This window comes from Bordetella bronchialis (assembly GCF_001676705.1).
Taxonomy (GTDB): Bacteria; Pseudomonadota; Gammaproteobacteria; order Burkholderiales; family Burkholderiaceae_B; genus Bordetella_C; species Bordetella_C bronchialis.
Genome location: NZ_CP016170.1, coordinates 415,684 through 440,268, shown reverse-complemented (window position 1 = coordinate 440,268; position 24,585 = coordinate 415,684). Strand labels below are relative to the sequence as shown.

The 24,585-nt window shown below is 68.0% G+C and carries 15 protein-coding genes; 7 read left to right on the top strand and 8 right to left on the bottom strand.

What is annotated here, in order from left to right; translation table 11 throughout:
- Positions 1 to 193: 193 nt before the first annotated feature.
- The 4 genes from BAU06_RS01930 to BAU06_RS01915 form a co-directional block, all read right to left on the bottom strand.
- Positions 194 to 2,839 (bottom strand): ATP-binding protein, encoded by a 2,646-nt coding sequence (locus BAU06_RS01930; RefSeq protein WP_066343722.1) that lies wholly within the window; start codon positions 2,837 to 2,839, stop codon positions 194 to 196.
- Entirely contained in the window at positions 2,836 to 3,975 is a 1,140-nt protein-coding gene (locus BAU06_RS01925; protein WP_066343721.1) for a metallophosphoesterase family protein, read from the bottom strand. The genes BAU06_RS01930 and BAU06_RS01925 overlap by 4 nt, the downstream gene beginning before the upstream one ends.
- Before the next feature lie 60 nt (positions 3,976 to 4,035).
- Entirely contained in the window at positions 4,036 to 5,232 is a 1,197-nt protein-coding gene (locus tag BAU06_RS01920; RefSeq protein ID WP_156770126.1) for a hypothetical protein, read from the bottom strand.
- Positions 5,233 to 5,394: 162 nt separating this feature from the next.
- A complete protein-coding gene (locus BAU06_RS01915) occupies positions 5,395 to 8,394 on the bottom strand; it encodes a hypothetical protein (protein WP_066343718.1) in 3,000 nt (999 codons plus the stop codon).
- Positions 8,395 to 8,706: 312 nt separating this feature from the next.
- Here BAU06_RS01915 and BAU06_RS01910 point away from each other — a divergent pair, with 312 nt between their 5' ends.
- The gene (locus tag BAU06_RS01910) at positions 8,707 to 11,193 is read left to right on the top strand and encodes a glycogen/starch/alpha-glucan phosphorylase (protein WP_066343717.1); all 2,487 of its coding nucleotides are present in this window, start codon (positions 8,707 to 8,709) and stop codon (positions 11,191 to 11,193) included.
- A gap of 146 nt (positions 11,194 to 11,339) precedes the next feature.
- Positions 11,340 to 11,915, top strand: coding sequence for a BPSL1445 family SYLF domain-containing lipoprotein (locus BAU06_RS01905; RefSeq protein ID WP_156770125.1), 576 nt, complete (start codon positions 11,340 to 11,342; stop codon positions 11,913 to 11,915).
- Between the two features lie 486 nt (positions 11,916 to 12,401).
- Here BAU06_RS01905 and BAU06_RS01895 read toward each other — a convergent pair whose 3' ends face one another.
- From BAU06_RS01895 to BAU06_RS01880, 4 genes are all read right to left on the bottom strand, one after another.
- Positions 12,402 to 13,676 (bottom strand): M28 family peptidase, encoded by a 1,275-nt coding sequence (locus BAU06_RS01895; protein ID WP_066343713.1) that lies wholly within the window; start codon positions 13,674 to 13,676, stop codon positions 12,402 to 12,404.
- A gap of 12 nt (positions 13,677 to 13,688) precedes the next feature.
- Positions 13,689 to 14,657: a Bug family tripartite tricarboxylate transporter substrate binding protein gene (locus BAU06_RS01890; RefSeq protein WP_066343711.1), complete on the bottom strand. Its 969-nt coding sequence runs from the start codon at positions 14,655 to 14,657 to the stop codon at positions 13,689 to 13,691.
- Positions 14,658 to 14,790: 133 nt separating this feature from the next.
- On the bottom strand, positions 14,791 to 15,705 hold the full coding sequence (locus tag BAU06_RS01885) for a LysR substrate-binding domain-containing protein (RefSeq protein WP_066343709.1): 915 nt from the start codon (positions 15,703 to 15,705) through the stop codon (positions 14,791 to 14,793).
- A 70-nt stretch (positions 15,706 to 15,775) separates the two neighbouring features.
- Entirely contained in the window at positions 15,776 to 16,825 is a 1,050-nt protein-coding gene (locus BAU06_RS01880; protein ID WP_066343708.1) for a LysR family transcriptional regulator, read from the bottom strand.
- 400 nt (positions 16,826 to 17,225) lie between these two features.
- Here BAU06_RS01880 and BAU06_RS01875 point away from each other — a divergent pair, with 400 nt between their 5' ends.
- The 5 genes from BAU06_RS01875 to BAU06_RS01855 all read left to right on the top strand — a co-directional run bounded on the left by BAU06_RS01875 (position 17,226) and on the right by BAU06_RS01855 (position 24,511).
- A complete protein-coding gene (locus BAU06_RS01875; RefSeq protein WP_066343706.1) occupies positions 17,226 to 18,431 on the top strand; it encodes an efflux RND transporter periplasmic adaptor subunit in 1,206 nt (401 codons plus the stop codon).
- Between the two features lie 23 nt (positions 18,432 to 18,454).
- Positions 18,455 to 21,673: an efflux RND transporter permease subunit gene (locus tag BAU06_RS01870; RefSeq protein WP_066343697.1), complete on the top strand. Its 3,219-nt coding sequence runs from the start codon at positions 18,455 to 18,457 to the stop codon at positions 21,671 to 21,673.
- 19 nt (positions 21,674 to 21,692) lie between these two features.
- Positions 21,693 to 23,240, top strand: a complete 1,548-nt coding sequence (locus BAU06_RS01865) for an efflux transporter outer membrane subunit (protein ID WP_156770124.1) — start codon at positions 21,693 to 21,695, stop codon at positions 23,238 to 23,240.
- An 83-nt stretch (positions 23,241 to 23,323) separates the two neighbouring features.
- The gene (gene thpR, locus BAU06_RS01860) at positions 23,324 to 23,905 is read left to right on the top strand and encodes an RNA 2',3'-cyclic phosphodiesterase (RefSeq protein ID WP_066343695.1); all 582 of its coding nucleotides are present in this window, start codon (positions 23,324 to 23,326) and stop codon (positions 23,903 to 23,905) included.
- A gap of 45 nt (positions 23,906 to 23,950) precedes the next feature.
- Positions 23,951 to 24,511: a 5'-3'-deoxyribonucleotidase gene (locus tag BAU06_RS01855; RefSeq protein WP_066357678.1), complete on the top strand. Its 561-nt coding sequence runs from the start codon at positions 23,951 to 23,953 to the stop codon at positions 24,509 to 24,511.
- Positions 24,512 to 24,585: the final 74 nt, after the last annotated feature.

Here is a 24,585-nt window from a genome sequence, read left to right as displayed (position 1 = left end):
TGAGGGGAAACCCGGATGCCGACCGAACGGCTCAGGCGACCCTAATATACGAAGCCGCAAGAAGTTTACCGCGAACGCGTACGCCTTCCGGTAACGCCAACGCGTAGATAAGTAACTTCATACAAGACAGTTCCACAGCGCCCAAGCGGTCCTCCACCGCTCGCCGATGTTGGCGCTTTCAAAGCGTCACGCGTCAGCCGGGAGACGGGGCGAGCGCACGCGGCGCGACGCCCAGGTCGCGCCAATCGGAGGGGTGGCAGGTGAAGAGCAGGATCTGGTGGCGCGTTCCCGCGTCGAACAGCACCCGCTTCATTTGCGCGAGCCGCTCGTCATCGCTGTGAACCAGCACGTCGTCCAGGATGATGAGGGTGGGCCGGCCCGCTTCCCGCAGCAGATCCGCATACGCCAGGCGGGCGATGACGCCCAATTGCTCGCGCGCGCCGAAGCTCAGGGCTTCGAAGGCGCTGCGCTCCGGCCCTTGCTGGCCGCCACGGGTAAGCGATCCCAGCATCAGGTCCTCGTCGATATCGATGCGGGCCTGGGGGAAAAGCAGGTCGACATAATGCTGCAGGCGCAGGCGCAGCGGCGCCTGCAAACGCCGCGTGAGGGTATCGCGCTTGTCGCGCAGCAGGGCGAGCAGGTAATCCAGCGCCCGCGCCTGCTTCGCCAGTTCGGCCGCCTGCCGCCGCGCCTGCGCCAGGTCGCGCGCGATTTCAGCCTGCCTTTCGTCCAGGCCCTGCGCACCGGCCACATGCAGTTCGGCCTCCAGCCTGAAGATGGCATCGCGGCGCTCGGCGTGCCGCTTTTCATGCTGCTCCGCGCTGCGGCGCAAACGCTCGATGTCCTGGCGCAGGATATCGGGCCGCGATTGCGCCACCTGGCGTTCCAGCGCTTCGGCGCGCGCCAGCGCGGCGTGCCGCTGTTCGCCGGCGTGCGCCAGTTCACGTTCGGCGTCCGCCCGCTTGTCCGCCCGGCCCTCGGCCTGCAAGGTGGCTCGCGCGGCATCGCACTCGCGCCGGGCGGCCTCTGCCCGCGCCCTGGCATGGCTCTCGGCCAATTGCGCCGCATGCCGCCCTTCGGTGGCCTGCCGCAGGGCGTCTTCGGCGGCGGCGGCCTGGGCTTCCGCGTCCCGCACGGACACATCGGCCATGGCGGCCTCGTCGGGCGGGGCCGCGGCGCCCGCCGCATCGACATCCTGGATACGTTGGCGGACATCCGCCAGCTGGGCCCGCAGGGCCTCGATGCCAGCGGGCGCAAGGCCTTTCAAGGTGGCCTCCGCGTTGCGGGCTTCGGCCTCGTGCGCCGCCTGGTCGCGGCGCCGGGCCTCCGCTTCCTCCAGGCTACTTACCCCGGCGGCCTCCAGCGCCGCCTGCCGCCGCGCCATCCAGTCGTCCTGCTCGCGCCGCAAGGCCGCCAGGTCCGCGCCGCCCGGGACGATTTCCAGCTCTCCCAGGCCGGGCAGCCGCAGCGTGGTGGGGGCGATCAGCTGGCGTTCGCCCTCGCCCCGCAGCATCTCGCCGCCGGCCTCGATACCCGCGGCATCCTGCAGGCGATAGCGCAGGCGGGTGGCCACGCCGGCGCGGCGCAGTTCCAGTTCGCGCAGGGCGAGTTCCGCCTCGCGCAGGCGCTTGACGATTCCTTCATCGATCCGGCTGGCCGAAGCCTGGCGCCGGTGCTCGATCAGGCGGGCTTGTTCCGCCTGGGCCTGCGCCAGGGCTTGCGCGATCGCATCGGCCCTGGCCTGTGCGGTGGCACGTTCGCGCGCCAGTTGCTGGCGGGCCTCTACCTGCCGGGCAAGGTGGAGCCGCCGCCGCGCGTCGGCCAGCGCCTGCTCCGCCTGTTCCAATCTGCCGAGCCACGGCTGCATCGCCGCGGAAGCCGCCGCGTGGGCCTCCGTGGCGCGGTCCAGCGCTTCCTGCCGGGCCGCTACGGCCCGCTCCTCGGCGGCGTAGGCGTCCAGCCTGCTGCGCGCCAGCTCCGCCCTGCTCTCCCAGCGCCCCGCCTGCGTCCTTTCCATGGACAGCGCATCCTGCAGGCCCTGGATTTCGACCAGCCGCTCGGCAGCCGCCTTCTCCTGCGCGCGAAACGCCGCCCACGGCTGTTCCGCCGCGTCGTCGTGGTGCTCCCGCCGCAGCGCGGCCAGTCGATCGACCTTGTGGCGGTACTCGCCGATCTCGGCCTGCAGCCCGGCCAGGGCCGCCTCCAGTTCGGCCGCCTTTTCCAAGGCGGCGGCATAGGCGCCCTTGGGCTTGCCGGCCGATGGCGTCAGCAAGGCGTCCCGGGCGGACTGGACCTCGGCGATGACATCGTCGCCCTGGGAACTGGCGACTTCTCCCAGCGAAACATCCAGCGCGGTCCGCAAGTGCCCGGTTGCGTGCGAGACCGGATCGCGTATGTCCTGCCCGCTGCCTTGCTGTATCCACAGCAGGCCCGGGATGCCCCAGTGTTCCGCCTTGCTGGCGCCCTTGCCGGCGTGCTGGAAGCCCATCAGCGCGGCGAGTTCGTCCTCGGCCTCGGCGCCGTCCAGCATGCGTTCGCCGATGCGCAGCTCGCAGCGCTTGCGCCCGAGAAAGCGCTTGGTCAGCTGATAGTGCTGTCCATCGTGATCGAAGGCCAGGGTGACGGCGGGCGATGCCGATGGATCGTCCCAGGGACGGAAGTCTTCCGCGGCGCTGGAGCGGAAACGCTCGAAAAAGGCGGCGCGGATGGCCGCGACGACCGTGCTTTTGCCGGCCTCGTTGGGACCGGCGAACAGGTTGATGCCGTCCTCCAGGCCCTCGATTTCAAGCGCCGTGCGAAATTGCCTGAATTGCTCGATGCGTACGCGGGTAAGCTTCAAGGCGCGTCCCCGCCCGGCGCGGCGGCCGGCGCCGCGCGCCGGTCCAGTATGCCGGCCAGCACGGCCAGGGCATCGCGCGCGATCTCTCCGTCCGGACCGTCCTGAGCGCCTCGCAGGGCCGCGATGACCTCGCCCACATAGCCGTCGGCGCGCAGGTTTTCCATATCGTGCTCGGTCGGCTGCAAGGTCAATGCGGACAGATCGGCGAGCAATGCACGGGTCACGCCGCGCGCCTGCCCGATTGCCTGCTCCAGCCGCCGGTAGCCTTCCAGGTCGACCTGGCCGGCGCAGGCAAGCTGCATGACATCCTTGGCGCCCAGCGCCGCCAGGTGCTGCAGGGCATGGTCGACATCGCTGGCGACCCGGAACTGGAGCGTTTCATCGCGCCAGCGGTAGGCGCCGCAGGCGAACGGCGTGACGACGGGCGCCGCGCCCGGGCCGTCCAACTGCACCCGCAGCGCCTGGCCCGAGGTATTGCCTCGGAACCGGTCGGTTTCCGGCGTGCCGCTATACCAGGTTCTATCGTCGATCCGCCGGCATCCGTGCCAATCCCCCAGCGCCAGGTAATCCAGGCGCGCCCGCGCGGCGCGGTCGGCGGCGATGGGATTGGGCGAGTCGATGTCCTCCGCCAGGATGCCCTGCACGCTGCCATGGGCCATGCCGATGCGCAGCAGGCCTGGAGCGGTCTGCGCGTCCGCGAACCACTCGGTGAGGTCGATGTAGGTGTTGCGCTGGGTCAGCGGCGCCGGCAGGATGGCCACGCCCTGCTCGCGAAGTTCCAGGGGCTCGGGCGACAGGCAGACATGCACGTGCGGGGGAATCGCCCCCAGCCGCGCGGCGCGGGTCCAGACCGACTCGCTGAGCGCGGCGTCGTGATTGCCCGGTATGAGCACCCAGGGCCCGCGGTAGGCGCCCATTGCGTTGAAGAGCCGATGCACGGTGCGGTCGCTGACGGTCTGCGCGTCGAAGACGTCGCCCGCGACCAGGACCATATCCATGCGGTGCGCGTTGGCCGCATCGGCAAGCCGCTCCACAACCTGGAAACGCGCATCCGCCAGGATGGCGGCGTCGTCCGGGTCGAACTGGCCGAACAGCTTGCCGATCTGCCAATCGGAGGTGTGAAGGAATCGAACCAAGGCGCGCTCGCTGAAAACTGCGGGGAGTTTAGCAGCCGCCTTGGACGGGACCAGGGGGGGTCAGGACTCTTGCATGCCGATCCCGGCAGCCTGCGCGGGGGACCCCGTCGCCCCCGGCTCACGCTGCCGGCGCCGATATTCGGCACGGCAGTCGGCCAGGTCCAGTCCCTGCAGGAACCCGGCCAGGTCCGGCATGCATTTTTGCAGGCGCAGCACGTCGTCGCGCAGTTGCCTGCCGGTAATGGGATAGGGATTCCCGGGGTTGAGGATGTTGTCCTGGATGTAGGCATCGGCGTCGAACACATCCCCGTTGGCCTCGCTGGCGGCGCGCCGGGACTCCACCAGGGCTTTCATTTCCTCCAGCGGCCGCAAATCGGAAAACTGCTGCATGCGGCGGTGGATGGCGTCGAAGTCCGGATAGTGCGCGTCCCGATAGGCAAGATACCGTTCCCGGGCGATGGCAAGCTCGGGGCAGGTATCTTGAAGCCCGGCGTGCCCGCGCAGGATACGCCACGGGTCATCGCTGTTTTGCAGGCTGGATACCAGGCGCCGCGTCAGCGAATCGCTGGTCGTCCCCAAGGGGGCGTCGAAACCGCGTCCGGCGGCGTCCTCCGCGATGCGGAAACCGCGTTGCTCGGCCATGTAGCGCAGCTTCTGGTACGTCATCCCGGGCTGCGCGATGCGGCCCAGCGCATCCAGGACTTCCTGGTTGCGCATCAGGCGCGCGACGTCGGCGATCAGCAGCGCGACCGGCGTGTCGGACGACTTGCGTCCCACGGACGTGCACTTGTCGTGGATGAACCGATAGACATCCCTGCATTTTCGTCCCGCGGCGTTGACACCTTGGTAGACCGCGTCGCACGCCAGCCCGATCGCGCCGACCAGGCTGGCAACGCCGCGCCGCAACGGCGCCGCGCAGCCGCCCGTATCCGGGACCGGCGCCGGCATCGGCGCCATGTCGTCCTGGCGGACGGCGCGTTCCGGAAGCGTGCCGGGCCGGATATCGCCGACGGCGGATTCCAGCAAAGCCGGCGCGGACTGGGGACGCGGATGCACGACATCGACGCCGGGGCGCAGGGCGACGGGCGCCCCGAGCGCGGGCGCCGGCGGATGCATCGGTTTCAGGCCCTGGAGAAGGTCCCGCATCGGACGCGTCAGCATGGCGCCGTTGGCCGCGGCATGGCGCAGGCCCGCGCCGGCGTTGCCATCCATGACCTGCCGGGCCGCGCCGCCCCTGCGCGCGGGAGCGAACCGCAACGTCGCTTTGCGGTCGCCAGCCTGTATCCCATATTGGCGCGGCGGCACCGATGGAAGCAGACCGGTGGTTATCGGTTCTGGATGGGGGGCGATAAAGGTTGGAGCAAGGTCCGGCGGCTGCACATTCATGGGTCGATTCCGCGACAGGATGAAAACAGTCCATCAGGCGCCAGCGGCCGCGGGCAGCGGACTCACGCGCGATGGGGCGATACGGGCATATTCCGTCGCGGCCGTAGTAACCGGCCGGACCGTACCGTTGCCGGACAGCGGCGTACCGGCGGGCAACACGCGCGCCTGCGGAGCGACTATCAGACCCGTTACGCGACCCGCGCTGGCATTCACCCGGACCGAGAATGCCAACTGGACCTCCATATCGGGACGAGCGGTTTCCAGGCAGGCCGACACATCCACCCGATAGCCGCCCAGCGGCAACTCGCCGATCTCGAAGTGCACATGCCGCACGGACTCGGGCTCCGGAATGTGCGACCAGCGCCACATTTCCGGCATGTCGCGCGCGGCAAGCACGAAGTCGGCCACCCCCTGCGACATGGCCGACATCAACCGTGTCCAGGCGACGTCCATGCGGTCGCCGCGCGCCGCCAGCAGGGCCACCATGCGGTTCAGCGCGACGTCGGACTGCCGCGTCAGGTCGCCGCCGGCCGCCACGGCCCTGGCGGCGCTTGCAGGGGGCGCGGCCACCGCATCCACGGAGAGCGATAACTCGCCACGTCGATACGCCGCGTCATGGAAGTGCTTGTCGACCTGCAGCGTGCGCGGCCCACCCATACCCCAGACAGGACCCGCGGCAGCCTGGGCGTCGGAAGCCACGATGCCGGAAGCCCCGACGCCGGGCGCCCCGATGCCGGGCGCCGCGATGCTGCATGGCTGGGACCGCTCCGGTTGGGCCATCCGCAGGCCGAGCGCCGCCAGCAGGCGGGCCTGGTGCATGGCCCCGCACAAGGGCAAGGCCATGCGCAGGCCGGCCTCGTAGCGCAAGCCGAAGAACGGCGCGATCTCGGCAAGGCTGGCTTCGTTCCAGTAGGGGTCGGTGCCGCCGGATGCCGCATGCGGGCGTTGAGGGGCGGTGGTCCCGTCCGCGTGAACGCCGAAATGCCGGCCCAAGGCATCGAGCAGGGCTATCGCCGCATCCACGGTTGCAAGCCTGGCCGCGGGACCCTGGGCGTCGTACGGACGGGCATGTCCGGCTGCCATGCGCAGGCGCGCAAGCACGCCCGACAGGCCCGCGATATGGCGCCGTGCCTCCATCCACTGGACCGGCATCGCGCCATCCTTGCGATAGAGCATCATGGCGACTTCCCGGTTGAAGGACGACGCCGACGTATCCGCGGCCGGACCCGCCGGGCCGCCGCGAAACGCCGAGCGGGTTTCGCGCCGCCACACATCGGCCAGGGCGATGGATGCCACGATACCCATGAAGGAGCGCGGCGACAGCGCGGGATTGCGCAGCACGTCGGACAACCGCGCCAGCCGATCGGCGACGAGGGCCTCGTGCTTCGCGGTCCGGCGCGCGATTTCCGCGGCCACGGCCTCCGGATCCAGGGCCACGCCGCGGGCGACCTGGACGTCGTCGCACTGGCGAAGAGCCGCGAAGCCACCGTCGGCCAGTTCGCGCAAGGAGCCGGCACCCAGCACATGGCCGGGCTCGCCGGGCATGCGCAGGGTCTCGGCGGCACGCCGGATGGCGGCGTCCACCAGCGGATCATCGCGCCAGTTGGCGGGCCCCGCCGCTCGCGACGCGAATCTTTCGCAGGCCGACAGTGCGTCGCTCAAGGCCAGCAGGCCGCGCGCGGTGGCGATCCGCCGGTCTTGTCGCAGGATCGTGTCGAGCTCCGCGCGCGCCGCCTGCACGGCGCCAAGCAGGCCGGCGAACCGCGCGTCGCACGCGGCACCGACCAGTCCGGCCAGGTGGGCATATTCCTGACCATCCCACTGTGGCAGGTGCGCGTGCATGGTGAGCAGGCGCTCCGTGTCCACGCGGTCCAGGCAGGCCGCGGCCGTCCGTGGATGCATGTGCAGGACCGCGCGGGCGAATTGCCGTTCTGTCTCCGCGTCGATGGCGGCCTTCTCCTGCCAGGCGTGGTCCAGCCCGGTTTCCAGGTAGACCCATCCCAGGCTCTCCAGGGTGTATCGGATGTCGTGCCAAAGGCGGTTGGCGACTTCCGCCGTCCGCACGCCCGGCCGGGCGGCGTTTTCGAGGCGGGGCGCGGTATCGGCCACCCTGGCATCGACGCGGGCCAGGACGTGCGAGCGTACGGCCTCGTGCATCATGTAGATATCGAGCGCATCCAGCCCGCCTTCCAGCGGAACGTCACGCAGGGTGTCATGCAGCACGGTATCCAACAGGTATCGCGCCATGCGGGCGTGGCCGGGGACGTGCGGCGCCAGCACGGCCGCCAGGATCCGCGTCGATCCGGCAGGCAGGCGTTCCAACCCCGCTTGAAGGTATTCCAGGGGCGGCAGGCCTTCCTTGCATGCCTGGCCCAGGCCTTGCTCGATCGCGAACCAGGCCTTGCCGATCCGGCGGGCGTCGGGCTCGGCTGCGCTCAGCGAACCGGCCAGCATGCCCAAATGCACGCCTATGCCGCGCTCCGCCAGTTCCTGCATGGCGGAGCGCTTCAGCACCGCCATCACACCTTGCACGTCCTGCCGGTTGGTATCGTTCATCGCGGCGAACAGCGAGACCGCGCCGGCCAGCTCGTTCAGGCGGTTGTGGACCCACAGGAGTTCTTCGCGCGTGGCATTGCGCATGTACGCGTCGACGAAGGGCTGCGCCAGGCGCTCCCACGACGTGTCGAACTTCATGACCGCGACGATGCCCAGGAACACGTGGAAGGCGCGCTGCAATTGCGGCAGATCGTGATCGCGGCCGGCCGCCAGCTTGTCGAGCAGCGAATCGACGATCTTGCGCAGCTTGTAGGCCATCTTGCGCGTGTCGGACCCGGCACGCGGCGCACTCTGGTCGGGCACGCCATGGAAGGACATGGCGATGCTTTCCAGCGCCGCCGCGATGACCGTGCCCAGGCGTTTGCGCGTGCGGGCACGAATCGTGAACGGTCGCTTCACGCCCGCATCGCGCGGGCGCTCGGTGGCGCTGTCGCCCTGGATGGATATGGAGACGGAGGGGCCTTGTATGGCAGCCATCGCTGATCACCCTGTAAATACACCGCCACACGGGCGGAAACAAACATAAGAAAGCGGCATGCTTGCCGCCGGGCCGGCGGGATGCCAGCCTGTCGGAACCCAGGGTCGGCGCGTTGGTGACGAGGCAAGACCGGACGGACGCGAGCCGCCCGGCGGGAACGCAATCAAGTTAGAAACTTGTTGCCGATTGTTCAGCCGGTAACCTTCAAAAGCCAATTCTTTTGGATTAGGATTTTTGTTGCCCCTAGCGACGCCAAGGACGCCATCTTGAACGATCACGCTAACGCCACCATAGCCGCCGGCGAGGACGCGATGCACGCAGTGCGGGTTCGCCCGGACGACGACCGCTCCGCACTGTCGCGGGAATCCCTGAAACGCGCTTTTTTGGACCATCTTCTGTATACGCAAGGCAAGTCGCTGGATATCGCGTCGAAGAACGACCTGTATCAGTCGCTTGCCCATACCGTACGGGACCGCCTGGTGCCGTCATGGTTCGATACCGCCGCTACCTATCAGAAAAGAAACGCTCGTACAGTGGCGTATCTCTCGGCGGAGTTCCTGATGGGGCCCTACCTGGGCCATAACCTGTTGAGCCTGGGCATTTCCCACGAAATCCGCCTGGCCATGAGCGAACTGGGCCTGGACCTGGACGAATTGCTGCGCCAGGAAGAAGAACCGGGCCTGGGCAACGGCGGCCTGGGACGCCTGGCCGCCTGTTTCATCGAATCGCTTGCCACGCTGGAAGTGCCGGCGATCGGCTACGGCATCCGGTACGAGTACGGCATCTTCTACCAGACCATCATGGACGGCTGGCAGGTGGAGAACACCGACGCCTGGCTGCGCTACGGCAACCCCTGGGAGATCCAGCACGCCGAATGGGCCGTCCAGGTCAAACTGGGCGGACACACCGAACAGTACACCGACGACCACGGGCGTTTCCGCGTGCGCTGGGTGCCGGAGAAAACCGTCGCCGGCGTACCCTTCGACACGCCCATCCCCGGATACCGCGTGGGCACCACCAACACCCTGCGCCTTTGGCGCGCGGAAGCCACCGAGGCCTTCGACTTCCACGTTTTCAACCGCGGCGATTACCTGGGCGCGGTCAGCAAAAAGGTCACGTCGGAAAACCTGACCAAGGTGCTCTATCCGAATGACGAAAGCCGCCAGGGCAAGGAATTGCGCCTGGAACAACAATATTTCTTTGTGTCCTGCTCGCTGCAGGACATGTTGCGGCTGCAGCGGCAGCGCGGCCAGTCGGTGACGTCCTTCCACAAGTCTTTCGCCATCCAGCTCAACGACACGCACCCCGCCATCGGCGTCGCCGAGCTGATGCGCCTGTTGGTGGACGAACACCTGGTGCCCTGGGAGCGGGCGTGGGACATCACCCGCCAGACCTTCGCCTATACGAACCACACCCTGCTGCCGGAGGCGCTGGAGCGCTGGCCCCTGGAACTGTTCCGCCGCGTCCTGCCGCGGCACCTGGAAATCATCTACGAAATCAACGCGCGGTTCCTGAACGAGGCGCGCATCCACTTCTTCGGCGACGAAACCCGCATCGCGCGCTTGTCGCTGATCGACGAATCGGGCGAGCGATATGTCCGCATGGCGCACCTGGCCTGCGTCGGCAGCCATGCGATCAATGGCGTGGCCAACCTGCACTCCGAACTGCTGAAACGGGACTTGCTGAAGGATTTCTACGCCATGTGGCCGGAAAAATTCGACAGCATGACCAACGGCGTAACGCCGCGGCGCTGGGTGGCCTTGAGCAACCCCCGCCTGTCCAAACTGGTGACGCGCTGCATCGGCGACGACTGGGTCAAGGACTGGTCGCGCATCGCGCAGATCGAGCCCTACGCCGATGACGCGGCCTTCGGCAGCGAATGGCGCGCCATCAAGCGCGCCAACAAGGTCGACCTGGCGGCGGTCATCCTGCGCAAGACCGGCATCCGCGTCGATCCCGATTCGATGTTCGACGTCCAGGTCAAGCGGATACACGAATACAAGCGGCAGCATTTGTCCGCGATCCATATCGCCGCTCTGTACCACCGGCTGAAATCGCAGCGCAACCTGGACATTACCCCGCGCACCTTTATCTTCGGGGGCAAGGCCGCGCCCGGCTACGCCCGCGCCAAGCTGATGATCAAGCTGATCACCGCGATCGGCGACGTCATCAACAACGATCCCGACGTGCGCGACCGCCTGAAGGTGGTTTTCCTGCCGAATTACAGCGTGTCGCTGGGCCAGTGGGTGTATCCCGCGGCCGAATTGTCGGAACAGATCTCGCTGGCCGGCAAAGAGGCATCGGGCACCGGCAATATGAAATTCGCGATGAACGGCGCCCTGACCATCGGAACCATGGACGGGGCGAATATCGAAATCCGCGAGGAGGTGGGCGAAGACCAGTTCTTCCTGTTCGGCTTGACGGCGGAAGAGGTTTACGCCTTGCGGCGGGAAGGCTACCGGCCCCAGGATTACCTGGCGCGCGACCCGGAACTCGGATCCGTGCTGGATCTCATCCGTTCGGGCTTCTTCTCGCGGGGCGATACGGAGCTGTTCAAGCCCCTGCTGGACGATCTGGTCAACAACGACCCGTACATGCTGCTGGCCGACTACAGCTCTTATGCGGCCTGCCAGGCAGGCGTGGACGAGGCCTATCGGGATACCGAGTCCTGGACCCGCATGTCCATATTGAACACGGCGCGCACCGGCAAGTTTTCCTCGGACCGGGCGATCCGCGAGTACTGCGAGCGCATCTGGAAGGCGCATGCGGTCCCGGTGGAAAAGCTCTACGCGCGCTGAGTTGCAATCGGTAGGCGAATGTCGCCGTTGTTTGGATTGTTGTGGCGAATAATGGGTTCGCAGTGTGCGGTAGAGCTGCCGCGCCGCCGCTACGCACCCATCGCGGGCCAGGCCCGTGGATCCATACAACGCTGGGAGAACAAGCAATGAAACGTCGAAACTTCGTCACCCTGCCCGCCGCCCTGATGCTGGCCACGGCACTGGCCGCATGCAGCACCACCGGCCCCGGATCCTCGGGTTCCTCCACCACCAAGCGCCAGGAAATCAATAGCGCCGTCGACTCCACGCTGAGCCGCCTGTACAGCACGGTCAAGGGCTCCCGCGAGATGGCCAACAATGCCAGGGGCATTCTGGTCTTCCCGAACGTGCTGCAGGCCGGCTTCGTGGTGGGCGGGCAGTACGGCGAAGGCGCGCTGCGCGTGGGCAATGCCACCGATGGGTACTACAGCATGACCTCCGGCTCGATCGGCTGGCAGGCCGGCGCGCAATCGCGGGCCATCGTCATCATGTTCATGACGCAGGAAGAGCTGAACAAATTCCGCAACAGCAAGGGCTGGAGTGCGGGCGCCGACGCGTCGGTGGCCGTGGCCAAGATCGGCGCGAACGGCGCGGTGGATACCAACACCGCCAAGCAGTCCGTCGTGGCCTTCTTCCTGACGAACGCCGGCTTGATGGCGGATCTGTCCATCCAGGGCACGAAGGTTACCAAGCTGGACCTTTGAACCGGTGGCATCGCGACCGCCGCGGCTAGCGGGCAGCCACCAGGCTGTTCCTCGCCGCGGTTCGGAAGACCATGGTAGCGGGCTCGGTCTCGGTCCTCCCGGGATCGACGCATTCGACGCTATCGACCGGCAACGCATCGCCTTCCGGCACTTCCGTTCCAGCCGTCCCGCGCTTGCGCCGCGGACCTTGCGCGCTTTCGAAGGCGGCGATGGAAGCTTCGCATGCGCAGGACACGCCGGACGCGCCTGCCGATCCGCCGCCCGGCCGGGTGCGGGCCGACGGATCCCCGCCCCGTCCTTCAGCGAACGAAGACATCGGGGCGTATCCGCGGGATGCGGCGGTAGGCGGCACATTCATTTCGACTTCCCTCCTGGTTGCCGCCGGGCGGCAAAAAAGGCGGGAGTCTAGCGATCGCGGCCGACGTTACCGGGAATCCGACTGGATATCAGCCGGATTCCCATGCCTTTATCGGCGGATTCCTGGGATCAGCGCCGCGCCAGCGCGTTGAGCGCGTCGGACGGCAGGGTCAGGCCGCGCCAGGCCATCGCGCACGTCGCGCGCAGGGCGGTCCGCAGCTCGCTTTCCTGTACCACGGCCTGGGTGTCCCCGGGCGACAGGATATTGTTGACCGCGGACTCGGGCCGGTCGAAGCCCGCCACCAGCCGCAGCGCCGGGATGCCGTGCGCCGCGAAGTTGGCATGATCGGAATTGGACATGAAGGGCAGATAGGTCGACAGCGGCACGCCGGCGTCGGCACCGGCATCGGAGACGAAACCGGTCAAAGCGGGAAAGTCGCTGATCAGGGCCGTCAGATGGGTGTCGCCCGCGACCGTATCCAGGTTGATGTTCAGCTTCAACGATTGGCGCTCGGCATCGTCCATATCGGCCAGGTAGCGGCGCGAGCCGGCCAGGGCCCATTCCTCCGCGGTGAACAGGCAGACGCGCAGCCCATGCGTATTCAGGGATATGCGCGGCGCGAGCGCGCGGGCGGCGGCCAGCGCCACGGCGACGCCGCTGGCGTTGTCCAGGGCGCTGGTGCCCAGGTCGTGCCCATCCATATGGGCGCTGATAACGATGCGGTTTCCGGTGCCCCCGGGGATATCCAGGATGGCCAGGTCGGCCATCGCGCCCTCGTCCTCCTGGCCTTCCACGTGCAGGCGCACCCGCGCGCCGCCCGCGGCGGCGGCCCGCGCCAGCGCCTGTCCGGTGGCATGGTCCACATAGGCGGCCGGAATACCCGCCGCGCCCCGCGGCCGGCCGGAAGAACCGGACAGCAGGCCGCCGCCCGGCCGGGGATTGGCGATCAGGAAAGCCACGGCGCCCCGTTCGACGGCCAGGTCGTATTTGCGCCGGCGGTGCATATGGCGGGGCGAGAAGGGATATTCATGCTGGACCAGGACGATCCGGCCGCGCACGGCATCGCCGGCGCGGTCGAAGTCCTCCGTGCGGCCTTCCCCGAGGTCCAGCAGCTCGCCTTCCAGGCCGCCCGCCGGCGTCGAAGCCGACCGCAGCAGCGCGCGGCACGCCAAGGCTTGCGTATCGCCGGCCAGGGCCAGGCTGGCGGGCCCGGCGCGCCAGCCGTCGTACGGCACCTGTAGCCGCTGCGCGTCGCCGCCGACCTGGCGCATGCGGCTCAGGGCCCAGGCGATGGCGGCGCTGTCCTGTCCGCTACCGGACAGACGGCCGCCAAAGGCGCAGATCGCGTGGAAATCGTTCATCAGGGCGGCGTCGGCCGCCACGTCATCCAGCCAGGAACTCATGGCAGCGCGTCCTTATTCGAACGTGATGTTCGCGCGCTTGATGACGTCCTGCCAACGCGCGAAGTCCGCGTTCAGCAGGGTTTGCAAGGCAGCGGCGCTGGTGTCCGGCGGCAGGTTCACCCCCACGCTGTTCAGGCGCTGCTGCACCTTGGACGACTGCATTACCTTGGTCATGGCGGCGCCCAGCTTTTCCAGTACGGGCGCCGGCGTGCGGGCCGGCGCTACTAGGCCCCACCAGCTTTGCACGCCCATATTGGGCACGCCCGCTTCGTCGAAGGTCGGAACGTCGGGCGTCTCTTTTTGCCGCTGCGGGGCGGAGACCGCGATGGGGCGGATCTTGCCGGCCTGGAACAGCGCGGTCGCCGTGGGCATGGTCGTGAAGCTGGCATCGATCTGGCCGCCGGCCAGGTCGTTCACCGACGCCGATGCGCCCTTGTAGGGAATGTGCACCAGCTTGGTATCGGTGTTCAGCATCAGGAGCGCGGCCATCAGATGGGTCAGCGAGCCGTTGCCGCCGGAACCGATGGATATCGTGCCCGGCTTGGCGCGCGCGGCTTCCACCAGTTCCTTCACCGTCTTGGCCGGGAAGGAAGGATTGACGAACAGGTACATGGGCGACAGCCCCAGCAGCGACACCGGTGCGAAGTCGGTCTTGGCGTCGTACTTGATGCGATCCCCGTACAGGGCCGGGACAATGGTGAAGGGCACGTCGGCCAGCAGCAGGGTGTAGCCGTCGGGTTTCTCGTTGGCGACGTAGGCGGTTCCTATCATCGAGCCGGCCCCGGCCCTATTCTCGACGATCACGGATTGGCCCAGCTCGGCGCTGAGTTCGTCACTGATGGCGCGCGCGATGACGTCGGAGCTGCCGCCGGCCGTATAGGGCACGACGACCTTGATCGGCTGCTCGGGATAGGCGGCATGGGCCGGCGACGTGGCGGCGGCCAGCGCGGCGGCCGCCAGGAATGCGTTCCAATATTTCATTTTGATGCCCCGCGGCAAAGAAAAGTTACTTGCCGATTTTGGCGTCGGCCGGCCGGGACGGCAAAGGAAGTATGGGCATGCGGTATTCCATATTGGAATATCTCTCGACTGCGCCGGAGCGGTGCGAAGGGCGTCAGTCCAGCTTGCCGACGGTCTCGTTCAGGGCGGCCGCCCGGCCGGCGATCCATTCGCACCAGGCATCCAGGTACGGCCCGCCCACATCGGGGCGCGGGCGCATGAGGTAATAGGCATAGCGACCCTCGACGGACTCGCCGAAGGGCCGCTGCAGCTGGCCGGACCGCAGCGCATCGGCCACCATGCACAGCGGCACGATCGCCACGCCCAAGCCGTTCAGCACCGCCGGCATCAGGACGGAAAAGCCCTCGTATTCCGGGGCCGTGGCGGCCGGGCCCGGCCAGGAGGGCGCCATATCGGCCTTCCATTCGTCCCAGCCATAGCCGCGCTGGGCGCGTTTCAGCAGGGGAACCTGGGCCAGGTCTTCCAGGCTGCGCACGGGGCTGCGCGCGAACAGCGAGGGCGCGCCGACCAGGGCCATTTCGCGGCCGCACAGGTACTGCGTGGTCATGCCGGTCATGTGGCCCGTGTGCAGCTGGATTTCGGCGTCGAAGCGTTCGGCCTTGTCGCGCCCGTAAAGCAGGCGCGGCCGCAGATTGATACGGATTTCGGGGTGGGCGTCGAAGAACTCGCGCAGGCCGGGAATCAGGCAGAACTGCGCGAAGGAAGGCGATACGGCGATGTTCAGGGCGACGCGCGCGTCGGGTCGCGCGACGACCGCATCGGCCTCGTCCAGCAGGCGCATGGCGGCGCTGACCCGTTCCAGGTACAGCGCCCCGGCATGCGTCAGCCGCAGGCCGGTGGCGGTACGCTTGAAGAGGCTGGCGCCCAGGCGGGTTTCCAGCGCCTGGATATGCTTGCTGACGGCGCTTTGCGTCAGGTGCAGCTGTTCGGCCGCGCGGCTGAAGTTGAGATGGCGCGCGGCGGCCAGGAAGATCCGCAGCGAGGTCAGGGAAAGACGCGAGCCTTTCACTTCTTGAACGGCGACCGGTGCATCGCGGCGGCCCCGGGGCTGCGGGCGGCGGCGTGCCGGTGGGCCGCGGTCACGACGCCACCGGCGCCGGCAGGGGCGCGGGAACCGACAGGCCGCGTGCCGGGGCGGCGCGCTCGGCCGGGCTCGCGGCGGCATGCCCGCCCGCGGGATTCTGCCCTGCCCAGGTGCACTCGCTGTCCACGGCGTCGGCCCGGCCGCTGAGCAGCGGGCAGCGGCTGAATATTTCGGCAGCCCAGTCGGTGAAGGCGCGGACCTTGGGCGACAAGTGCCTATTGTGCGGATACACGACCGAAATCGGCATGGGCTTGGGCTTCCAGGCCGGCAGGACTTCCTTCAGGGCGCCGCTTTGCAGATAAGGCAAGGCCATGTAGCGGGGCGGCTGGATCAGCCCGAAACCCTGCAGGCCGCAGGCCATATAGGCATCCGCGTCGTTGACGGAAACAACGCCGCGCATTTTGACCTCCACGGCCTCGCCGTCCACCATGAAGTCCCAGTCGATGACGCGGCCGGTACGGCTGGAGAAATAATGCACGGCGACATGGTCGGCCAGGTCTTCCAGCGTTTGCGGTTCGCCGTGGGATTCGATATAGTCCGGCGCCCCGCAGGTAATGCCTTCGAACATGCCGATACGGCGGGCCACCATGCTGGAATCCTTGAGTTCGCCCACCCGGATCACGCAGTCGACCGCTTCCTGCACCAGGTCCACCGGACGGTCGCCCATGCCGATGACCAGCTCGATGTCGGGGTAGCGCTGGTGGAATTCGCAGAGCGATGGAATCAGGATCAGCCGGCCGATGGCCGCGGGCGTGTCGATGCGCAGCTTGCCGCGGGGGCGCCGCGAGGCGTCCATGAACGCGGCCTCGGCTTCCTCCACGTCGGCCAGGATCCGTACGCAGCGCTCGTAGTAGGCGGCGCCGTCCGGCGTCAGGCTGAGCCGCCGCGTGGTGCGGTTCAACAGGCGCACATTGAGCAGCTTTTCCAGGTTCTGGATGATGGTGGTGACGGTGGTACGGGGCAGCGCCAGGTGATCCGCGGCGCGGGTGAAGCTGTTCGCGTCGACGACCCTGACGAATACCTGCATGGCTTGAAAACGATCCATGGGGACCTCGCGGGGATTTTGTGTGACGGCATTATGAACAAATAATTGTTCGAGCTCGCCGAATAGAGTTGTTCGAGTATAGATATTTATTCGGTCAGGCAAAACAGCCAGAATGCCGCCATTCCGATTAATTCGGTGGAAATGGACTGGCCGGCCGCCCGTACGCGGGATGCCTGCTCCCCTCAGCCCTCCGTCACGGACGCGCGCCGCGCCACGCCGGTTTTCGCCAAGGACCGGCCGGCCGGCAACCCACGCCAGGCGTGGATAACCATAAGACCCAGCGCCAAGGCGGCCCAGCCGCCACCGGGCGTCCCCGTCCGGTATCCGTGACCCGCGCCGCCGTTGCGCGCCGGGGGATTGTTCGCCACGACCGCCGTTATCCCTAAGAAAGAGGATCCACATGTCTGTGTTGCGCAGTCGCTACGCATTGGCGGCCACGTTTGCCGTCGCCCTCGCCGTCGCCGGCGGCATCATCCTGGTCCGCGGCCAAGGCCCCAGCACCGCCACGGCGGCCGGGGCGCCCCCCGCCGCCCCGGTCGACGTCGCTGAAGTCGTGGAACGCTCCATCACGGATTGGCAAAGCTATTCCGGCCGCCTGGAAGCCGTGGATCGCGTGGAAATCCGTCCGCGCGTGTCCGGCACCCTGGTGGCGGTCCATTTCAAGGACGGCAGCCTGGTCCGCAAGGGCGACGAGCTGTTCACCATCGACCCCCTGCCCTACCAGGCCGAAGTCGACCGGGCCGAAGCCAACCTGGCCGGCGCCAAGGCCCGCGTGGCCTACACGGCGTCCGAACTGGCCCGGGCGCAGCGGCTGATCACCGACAACGCCATCGCCCGGCGCGATTTCGAGCAAAAGCAGAACGATGCGCGGGAAGCCGCCGCCAGCCTGAAGGCGGCCCAGGCCGCACTGGAAATCGCCCGGCTGAACCTGGGCTACACGCATATCGTCGCGCCCGTGTCGGGCCGCGTGTCGCGCGCCGAAGTGACCGTGGGCAACCTGGTTGCCGCCGGCGCGGCCTCCACGCCGCTGACCACCCTGGTTTCCGTGGATCCGATGTACGCGTCCTTCGACGTCGACGAACAGAGCTTCCTGAAATACGTCAATCCCGCGCGCACCGGCAAGGGCGCCCAGGTGCCCGTCTACATGGGCCTGGCCAACGAGGACGGCTATTCACGCGAAGGCAAGGTGCAGTACGTGGACAACCGGCTGGATACCAGCTCGGGCACGATCCGCGTGCGGGCCACGTTCGACAACCCCGACGGCACGCTGGTGCCGGGCCTGTACGCCCGCATCCGGCTGGGCGGCGGCAACCCGCACAACGCCATCCTGATCGATGAACGCGCCCTGGGCACCGACCAGAACAAGCGCTTCGTGATGGTGGTGGACAGCCAGAACCACGCCCAGTACCGCGAAGTGCAGCTGGGCTCGGCCCAGGACGGCCTGCGCGTCATCACGGCCGGCCTGAAACCGGGCGAACGCATCGTCGTCAACGGTTTGCAGCGCGTGCGTCCGGGCGACGCGGTGGCGCCGACCGTGGTGCCGATGGCCGAGCTGCAATCGCCGATACGCACCGGCCAGGCAAAGACGCCCGCCGACCCCGCCTGACCTGATTCGCCTTCGAGAGCGTCATGAACATATCCAAATTCTTCATCGACCGCCCGATTTTCGCGGGCGTATTGTCGGTGCTAATACTGCTGGCCGGGATACTGGCCATGTTCCAGCTGCCGATTTCGGAGTATCCCGAAGTCGTGCCGCCCTCCGTCGTGGTGCACGCCCAATATCCGGGCGCGAACCCGAAGGTGATCGCCGAGACCGTCGCCGCGCCGCTGGAAGAACAGATCAACGGCGTCGAGAACATGCTGTACATGCAGGCGCAGGCCAACAGCGACGGCAACATGACGCTGACGGTCTACTTCAAGCTGGGCGTGGATCCGGACAAGGCGCAGCAGCTGGTGCAGAACCGCGTCTCGCAGGCCCTGCCCCGCCTGCCCGATGACGTGCAGCGCCTGGGCGTGACCACCGCCAAGAGCTCTCCCACGCTGACGCTGGTGGTGCACCTGATCTCGCCCGACAACCGGTACGACATGACGTACCTGCGCAACTACGCGGTGCTCAACGTCAAGGACCGGCTGGCCCGTATCAACGGCGTGGGCGACGTGCAGCTGTGGGGCTCCGGCGACTATTCCATGCGCATCTGGCTGGACCCGCAGAAGGTCTCGCAGCTGGGCATGACGGCCACCGATGTCGTCACGGCGATCCGCGAGCAGAACGTACAGGTGGCGGCCGGCGTGATCGGCCAGTCGCCGACGCTGTCCAACGTGCCGCTGCAACTGAACGTCAACACGCAAGGCCGCCTGGCCAGCGAAGACGAATTCCGCAACATCATCCTGAAGACTTCGCCGGACGGCGGCGTGGTGCGCCTGGCGGACGTGGCCCGCGTGGAACTGGACGCGGCCGAATACGGCCTGCGCTCGCTGCTGGACAACAAGCCCGCCGTCGCGCTGGGCATCATGCAGGCCCCGGGCGCCAATGCCCTGGACGTCTCCAAGCAGGTGCGCGAGGCGATGAAGGAGCTGTCGGCGGATTTCCCGCCGTCGGTCAAGTACGACGTGGTGTACGACCCCACGCAATTCGTCCGCGCCAGTATCGAGGCGGTCGTGCACACCCTGCTGGAAGCCATCGCGCTGGTCGTGATCGTGGTGATCGTCTTCCTGCAGACCTGGCGCGCCTCGCTGATCCCGCTGCTGGCGGTGCCGGTGTCCATCATCGGTACGTTTTCCCTGCTGCTGGCGTTCGGCTACTCCATCAATGCCTTGTCGCTGTTCGGCATGGTGCTGGCCATCGGTATCGTGGTGGACGACGCCATCGTGGTGGTGGAAAACGTCGAGCGGAATATCTCCGCCGGCCTGACGCCGCGGGAAGCGACCTATCGCGCCATGCGCGAAGTCAGCGGCCCCATCATCGCCATCGCGGCGACGCTGGCGGCGGTGTTCGTTCCCCTGGCCTTCATGACGGGCCTGACGGGCCAGTTCTACAAGCAGTTCGCCATGACGATCACGATCTCCACCGTGATCTCGGCCTTCAACTCGCTGACGCTGTCGCCCGCGCTCGCCGCCTTGCTGCTGAAGAGCCATGACGCCGAGCCCGACCGCCTGACGCGCATCATGAACCGCGTGCTGGGCCGGTTCTTCGCCTGGTTCAACCGCGTCTTCAACCGCGCGTCGGAAAGCTATTCGACCAACGTCGGCGGCGTGATCAGGCGCAAGTCCGCCAGCCTGCTGGTGTACGCGCTGCTGCTGGCGGCCACCGTGGGCATTTCCTACATCGTGCCCGGCGGCTTCGTGCCGGCGCAGGACAAGCAGTACCTGGTGGGCTTCGCGCAGCTGCCCAATGGCGCCTCGCTGGACCGCACGGAGGACGTGATCCGCCGCATGGGCGACATCGCCATGAAGGAACCCGGCGTGGACCATGCGGTGTCCTTTCCCGGACTGTCCATCAACGGCTTCACCAATAGCTCCAGCGCGGGCATCGTGTTCGTGACCCTCAAGCCCTTCGACGAACGCGTCCGCGACGGCCTGCCGGCCGACAAGATCGCCGCGTCGCTGAACCAGAAGTTCGGCGCCGTCAAGGACGCCTTCATCGCGGTGTTCCCGCCGCCGCCGGTGATGGGCCTGGGCACGCTGGGCGGCTTCAAGCTGCAGATCGAGGACCGCGCGGCGCTGGGCTACGAGGCCCTGGACCGCGCCACCAAGGCCTTCGTCACGGCGGCCGCCAAGGCGCCCGAACTGGGTCCGTCGTTCTCCAACTACCAGATCAACGTACCGCAGCTGGACGTGGACCTGGATCGCGTCAAGGCCAAGCAGCTGGGCGTGAAGGTCACCGACGTCTTCGACACCATGCAGATCTACCTGGGGTCGCTGTACGTGAACGACTTCAACCGCTTCGGCCGCGTGTTCCAGGTGCGCGCGCAGGCGGATGCGCCCTTCCGCGCCCGGGCCGAGGACATCGGCCTGCTGAAGACGCGCAACGCCGCGGGCGAGATGGTGCCGCTGTCCTCGCTGGTGCGGGTGTCGCAGACCTACGGCCCCGAGATGGTCGTCCGCTATAACGGCTATACGGCCGCCGACATCAATGGCGGACCGGCGCCGGGCTATTCGTCCGACCAGGCCAAGGAAGCCGCGGAACGCATCGCGGCGGAAACCCTGCCGCGCGGCATCAAGTTCGAATGGACGGACCTGACCTACCAGCAGATCCTGGCGGGCAACGCGGGCATCTGGGTGTTCCCCATCAGCGTGCTGCTGGTGTTCCTGGTGCTGGCCGCCATGTACGAAAGCCTGACCCTGCCGCTGGCGGTCATTCTGATCGTACCCATGAGCATCCTGGCGGCGTTGGCCGGGGTGTGGCTGACACGCGGCGATAACAACATCTTCACGCAGATCGGCTTGATGGTGCTGGTGGGGCTGGCGTGCAAGAACGCCATCCTGATCGTCGAGTTCGCCCGCGAGCTGGAAATGCAAGGCCGCAGCGCCTTCGATGCCGCGGTGGAGGCCTGCCGCCTGCGCCTGCGTCCCATCCTGATGACGTCCATCGCCTTCATCATGGGCGTGGTGCCGCTGGTGTACTCCACGGGCGCCGGCTCCGAAATGCGCCACGCCATGGGCATCGCGGTGTTCTTCGGCATGCTGGGCGTGACGCTGTTCGGCCTGTTCCTGACGCCGGTGTTCTACGTGACGCTGCGCACGCTCTTCCCGGGCAAGCTGCACTCCGCGGGCAAGCATGAAGCGCCGACCCCCGCGCCGCATGCCCCGGTCGCGTCCCATGGCCAGCCCGCGCACGGCGCCGAATAATTCGAACTGGATAACAGACATGAAGTCCCGCATGAAAACCCTGAATCGCTTCGCGCTGTCGGCACTGCTGGCCACGATCCTGGCGGGCTGCTCGCTGACACCGGACTATCAGCGGCCGGCCACGCCGATGACGGCGGCCTTCAAGGAAGCGCTGCCGCCGGAGCAGGCCGGCCAATGGAAGGCCGCCCAGCCGTCCGAGGCCGTGCTGCGCGGCGAATGGTGGAAGGTGTTCGGCGATGACACGCTGAACGCCCTGGAAAGCCAGGCCGCCGACGCCAACCAGAACCTGAAGGCCGCCGCCGCGCGGCTGGCCCAGGCCCGCGCGCTGCAACGCCAGACCCGCTCCGGCCTGTTCCCGGAAGTCACGGGCAGCTTCGGCCCCACCCGCCAGCGCGCGTCGCCGGCCTCGCAAGGCTTTGCCGACGACGGCCCCGCCACCACCGGCACGCTGTGGCGCGCCCAGCTGGGCGTGTCGTACGAGGCGGACCTGTTCGGCCGCGTGTCGGCCACTGTCGACGCGGCCACCGCCGACGCCCAGCAAAGCGAGGCGCTGCTGCGCTCCGTGCAGCTGGCCCTGCAGGCCGACGTGGCGGAAAACTATTTCATCGTCCGCGAACTGGACGCCGAACGGCGCATCTACGACCGTACGCTGGAACTGCGCAAGCAGACCCTGGACCTGGTGGAACGCCGCTACAACGCGGGCGACATCAGCGAACTGGACGTCGCCCGTGCCCGGTCCGAACTGGCGTCCGCCCAGTCCGAGGCCCTGGGCATCGATCGCCGCCGCGCGCAGTCGGAACACGCGCTGGCCGTGCTGCTGGGCAAGGCGCCGGCGGAATTCTCGCTGCCGCCCAACCCGCTGGCCCGCATCGCCATCAACGTGCCGGCCGGGCTGCCGTCTTCGCTGCTGGAGCGCCGGCCCGACATCGCCGCGGCCGAGCGCGCCATGGCGGCGGCCAACGACCGCATCGGCGCGGCGCGCGCGGCCTTCTTCCCGCAGCTGAACATCACCGGCTATGCGGGCTACGAGTCCTCGGAACTGGGCAACCTGTTCGAGTGGTCCAGCCGTACCTTCCTGCTGGGGCCCCTGACCGGCGCCATGCTGAGCCTGCCGATCTTCGATGCGGGACGCCGGCAGGCCGGGCTGGACCGGGCCCGCGCGGTCTACGAGGAAGACGTGGCCAATTACCGGCAGACGGTGCTGGGCGCCTTCCGCGAGGTCGAGGACAACCTGGCCAACCTGCGCATCCTGGACGAACAGACGCAGGCCCAGGACCGGGCCGTGCAGTCTTCCGCCCGCGCCGCGCAGCTGTCGCATACCCAGTACAAGGAAGGTTCGATCAGCTACCTGGACGTGATCGACTCGGATCGCACCGTGCTGACGCAGCAGCGGGTGTCGGTGCAGCTGGACGGCGAGCGCGCGCGCTCCACCGTCAACCTGATCCGCGCGCTGGGTGGCGGCTGGGGGCCCGACAGCCAGCAGGCGCAACAGGTGGCGGCGCAGCAGACGCCGCAAGGGCAGCAGGCCGCCGCCGCCCCGGCCGCCCAGCCCGTGGCGCAGCGCTGAACCGCCCGGGGCTGGGGGGCCGCCTGGCCTCCCGGCGTCCGGTGTACGCTCATGCCACCTGACGCCATTCCTTACGCCGCCCCATGCCAGACACCCCACCCGCATCCCAGCCTGTTCCCGCCGAAGGGCCGATACGGCTCTTCTTCGCGCTGTGGCCCGACGCCGCGACAGTACGGGCCCTGGGAGACTGGGCCGAACGCGCCCGCGCCGTATGCGGCGGGCGCATCATGCGGCCCGATACGCTGCATCTGACGCTGGGTTTCCTGGGCGATACGGCGCCCCATCTGCTGCCCGCGCTGGCGAAAGAGACCGCGGCCCGGCGCATCGAACCGGGCACAGTCATCTTGAGCCGCTATGGCGCGTTCCCGCGGCCGCGCATCGTATGGGCGGGTCCCGCCGACGATGGCGAGGGCCAGCCCGACGAAGGCACCGCGCGCCTGGCCGCGGAACACCGCGGGCTGTGGGATTGGGTGCGCGGCTTGCACCCGGCCCGCCCGGAAGCGCGCTTCCGCCCGCACGTCACGCTATTGCGCAACGCGGACACGCGGGTGTTGCCGGAGCAGGTCCCGCCCGCTATCGCATGGCGGTACGACCGCTACGTGCTGGTGGCGTCCATGCAGGACGGATCGGCGCGCTATCGTATCGTCGCTTCCACCCAGGCGTAGATGCCGCCTGGCCGCGGCCATCCCATCCTTCGCTCCGCTTCCGACATGCTCATCCTGATAGACCAAGACGGCGTGCTCGCCGACTTCGAAAATGCCTTCATCGAGGCCTGGCGCACCGCCCATCCCGGCATCCCGCCGGTGGAATTCGCGGACCGAAAATCCTTCCACATCCTGGAGGACTATCCCGCCGATCTGCGCGGGCGGGCGGAAGCGCTGTACACCGCCCCGGGCTTCATCCGGGACCTGCCGCCGGTGCCCGGCGCGCTGGATGCCGTGCGCGAGCTGGTGGAACTGGGCATGGACGTGCGCATCTGCAGCTCGCCCTTGCGCCAGTACGAGAACTGCGTCGCCGAGAAATACCGGTGGGTGGAAAAGCACCTGGGCCGGGCCTGGACCGAGCGCCTGATCCTGACACGCGACAAGACGCTGGTGCAGGGGGACATCCTGATCGACGACCGGCCCGCCATCGACGGCGCGGCCCGCCCGCGCTGGCGGCATATCGTGTACGACGCCCCCTATAACCGGCATGTGGCCGACAAGCCGCGCCTGTCATGGTCCAACTGGCGCAACGTGCTGGGCGGCGAGCTTTATCGCGCGGACGGCTAACGGCGTAACAAATCGGCCAAACGCCGTAACCCCGGTACATGCGTGGCACGGACATGCCGTCACCGCGCCAGCCT

Excerpts from the sequence above, each read along its gene's own strand:
- BAU06_RS01915 (WP_066343718.1), bottom strand. The coding sequence starts at position 8,394 with ATGGCTGCCATACAAGGCCCCTCCGTCTCCATATCCATCCAGGGCGAC.
- BAU06_RS01910 (WP_066343717.1), top strand. The coding sequence starts at position 8,707 with ATGCACGCAGTGCGGGTTCGCCCGGACGACGACCGCTCCGCACTGTCG.
- BAU06_RS01905 (WP_156770125.1), top strand. The coding sequence starts at position 11,340 with ATGAAACGTCGAAACTTCGTCACCCTGCCCGCCGCCCTGATGCTGGCC.
- BAU06_RS01895 (WP_066343713.1), bottom strand. The coding sequence starts at position 13,676 with ATGAGTTCCTGGCTGGATGACGTGGCGGCCGACGCCGCCCTGATGAAC.
- BAU06_RS01890 (WP_066343711.1), bottom strand. The coding sequence starts at position 14,657 with ATGAAATATTGGAACGCATTCCTGGCGGCCGCCGCGCTGGCCGCCGCC.
- BAU06_RS01880 (WP_066343708.1), bottom strand. The coding sequence starts at position 16,825 with ATGGATCGTTTTCAAGCCATGCAGGTATTCGTCAGGGTCGTCGACGCG.
- BAU06_RS01875 (WP_066343706.1), top strand. The coding sequence starts at position 17,226 with ATGTCTGTGTTGCGCAGTCGCTACGCATTGGCGGCCACGTTTGCCGTC.
- BAU06_RS01870 (WP_066343697.1), top strand. The coding sequence starts at position 18,455 with ATGAACATATCCAAATTCTTCATCGACCGCCCGATTTTCGCGGGCGTA.
- BAU06_RS01865 (WP_156770124.1), top strand. The coding sequence starts at position 21,693 with ATGAAGTCCCGCATGAAAACCCTGAATCGCTTCGCGCTGTCGGCACTG.
- thpR (WP_066343695.1), top strand. The coding sequence starts at position 23,324 with ATGCCAGACACCCCACCCGCATCCCAGCCTGTTCCCGCCGAAGGGCCG.
- BAU06_RS01855 (WP_066357678.1), top strand. The coding sequence starts at position 23,951 with ATGCTCATCCTGATAGACCAAGACGGCGTGCTCGCCGACTTCGAAAAT.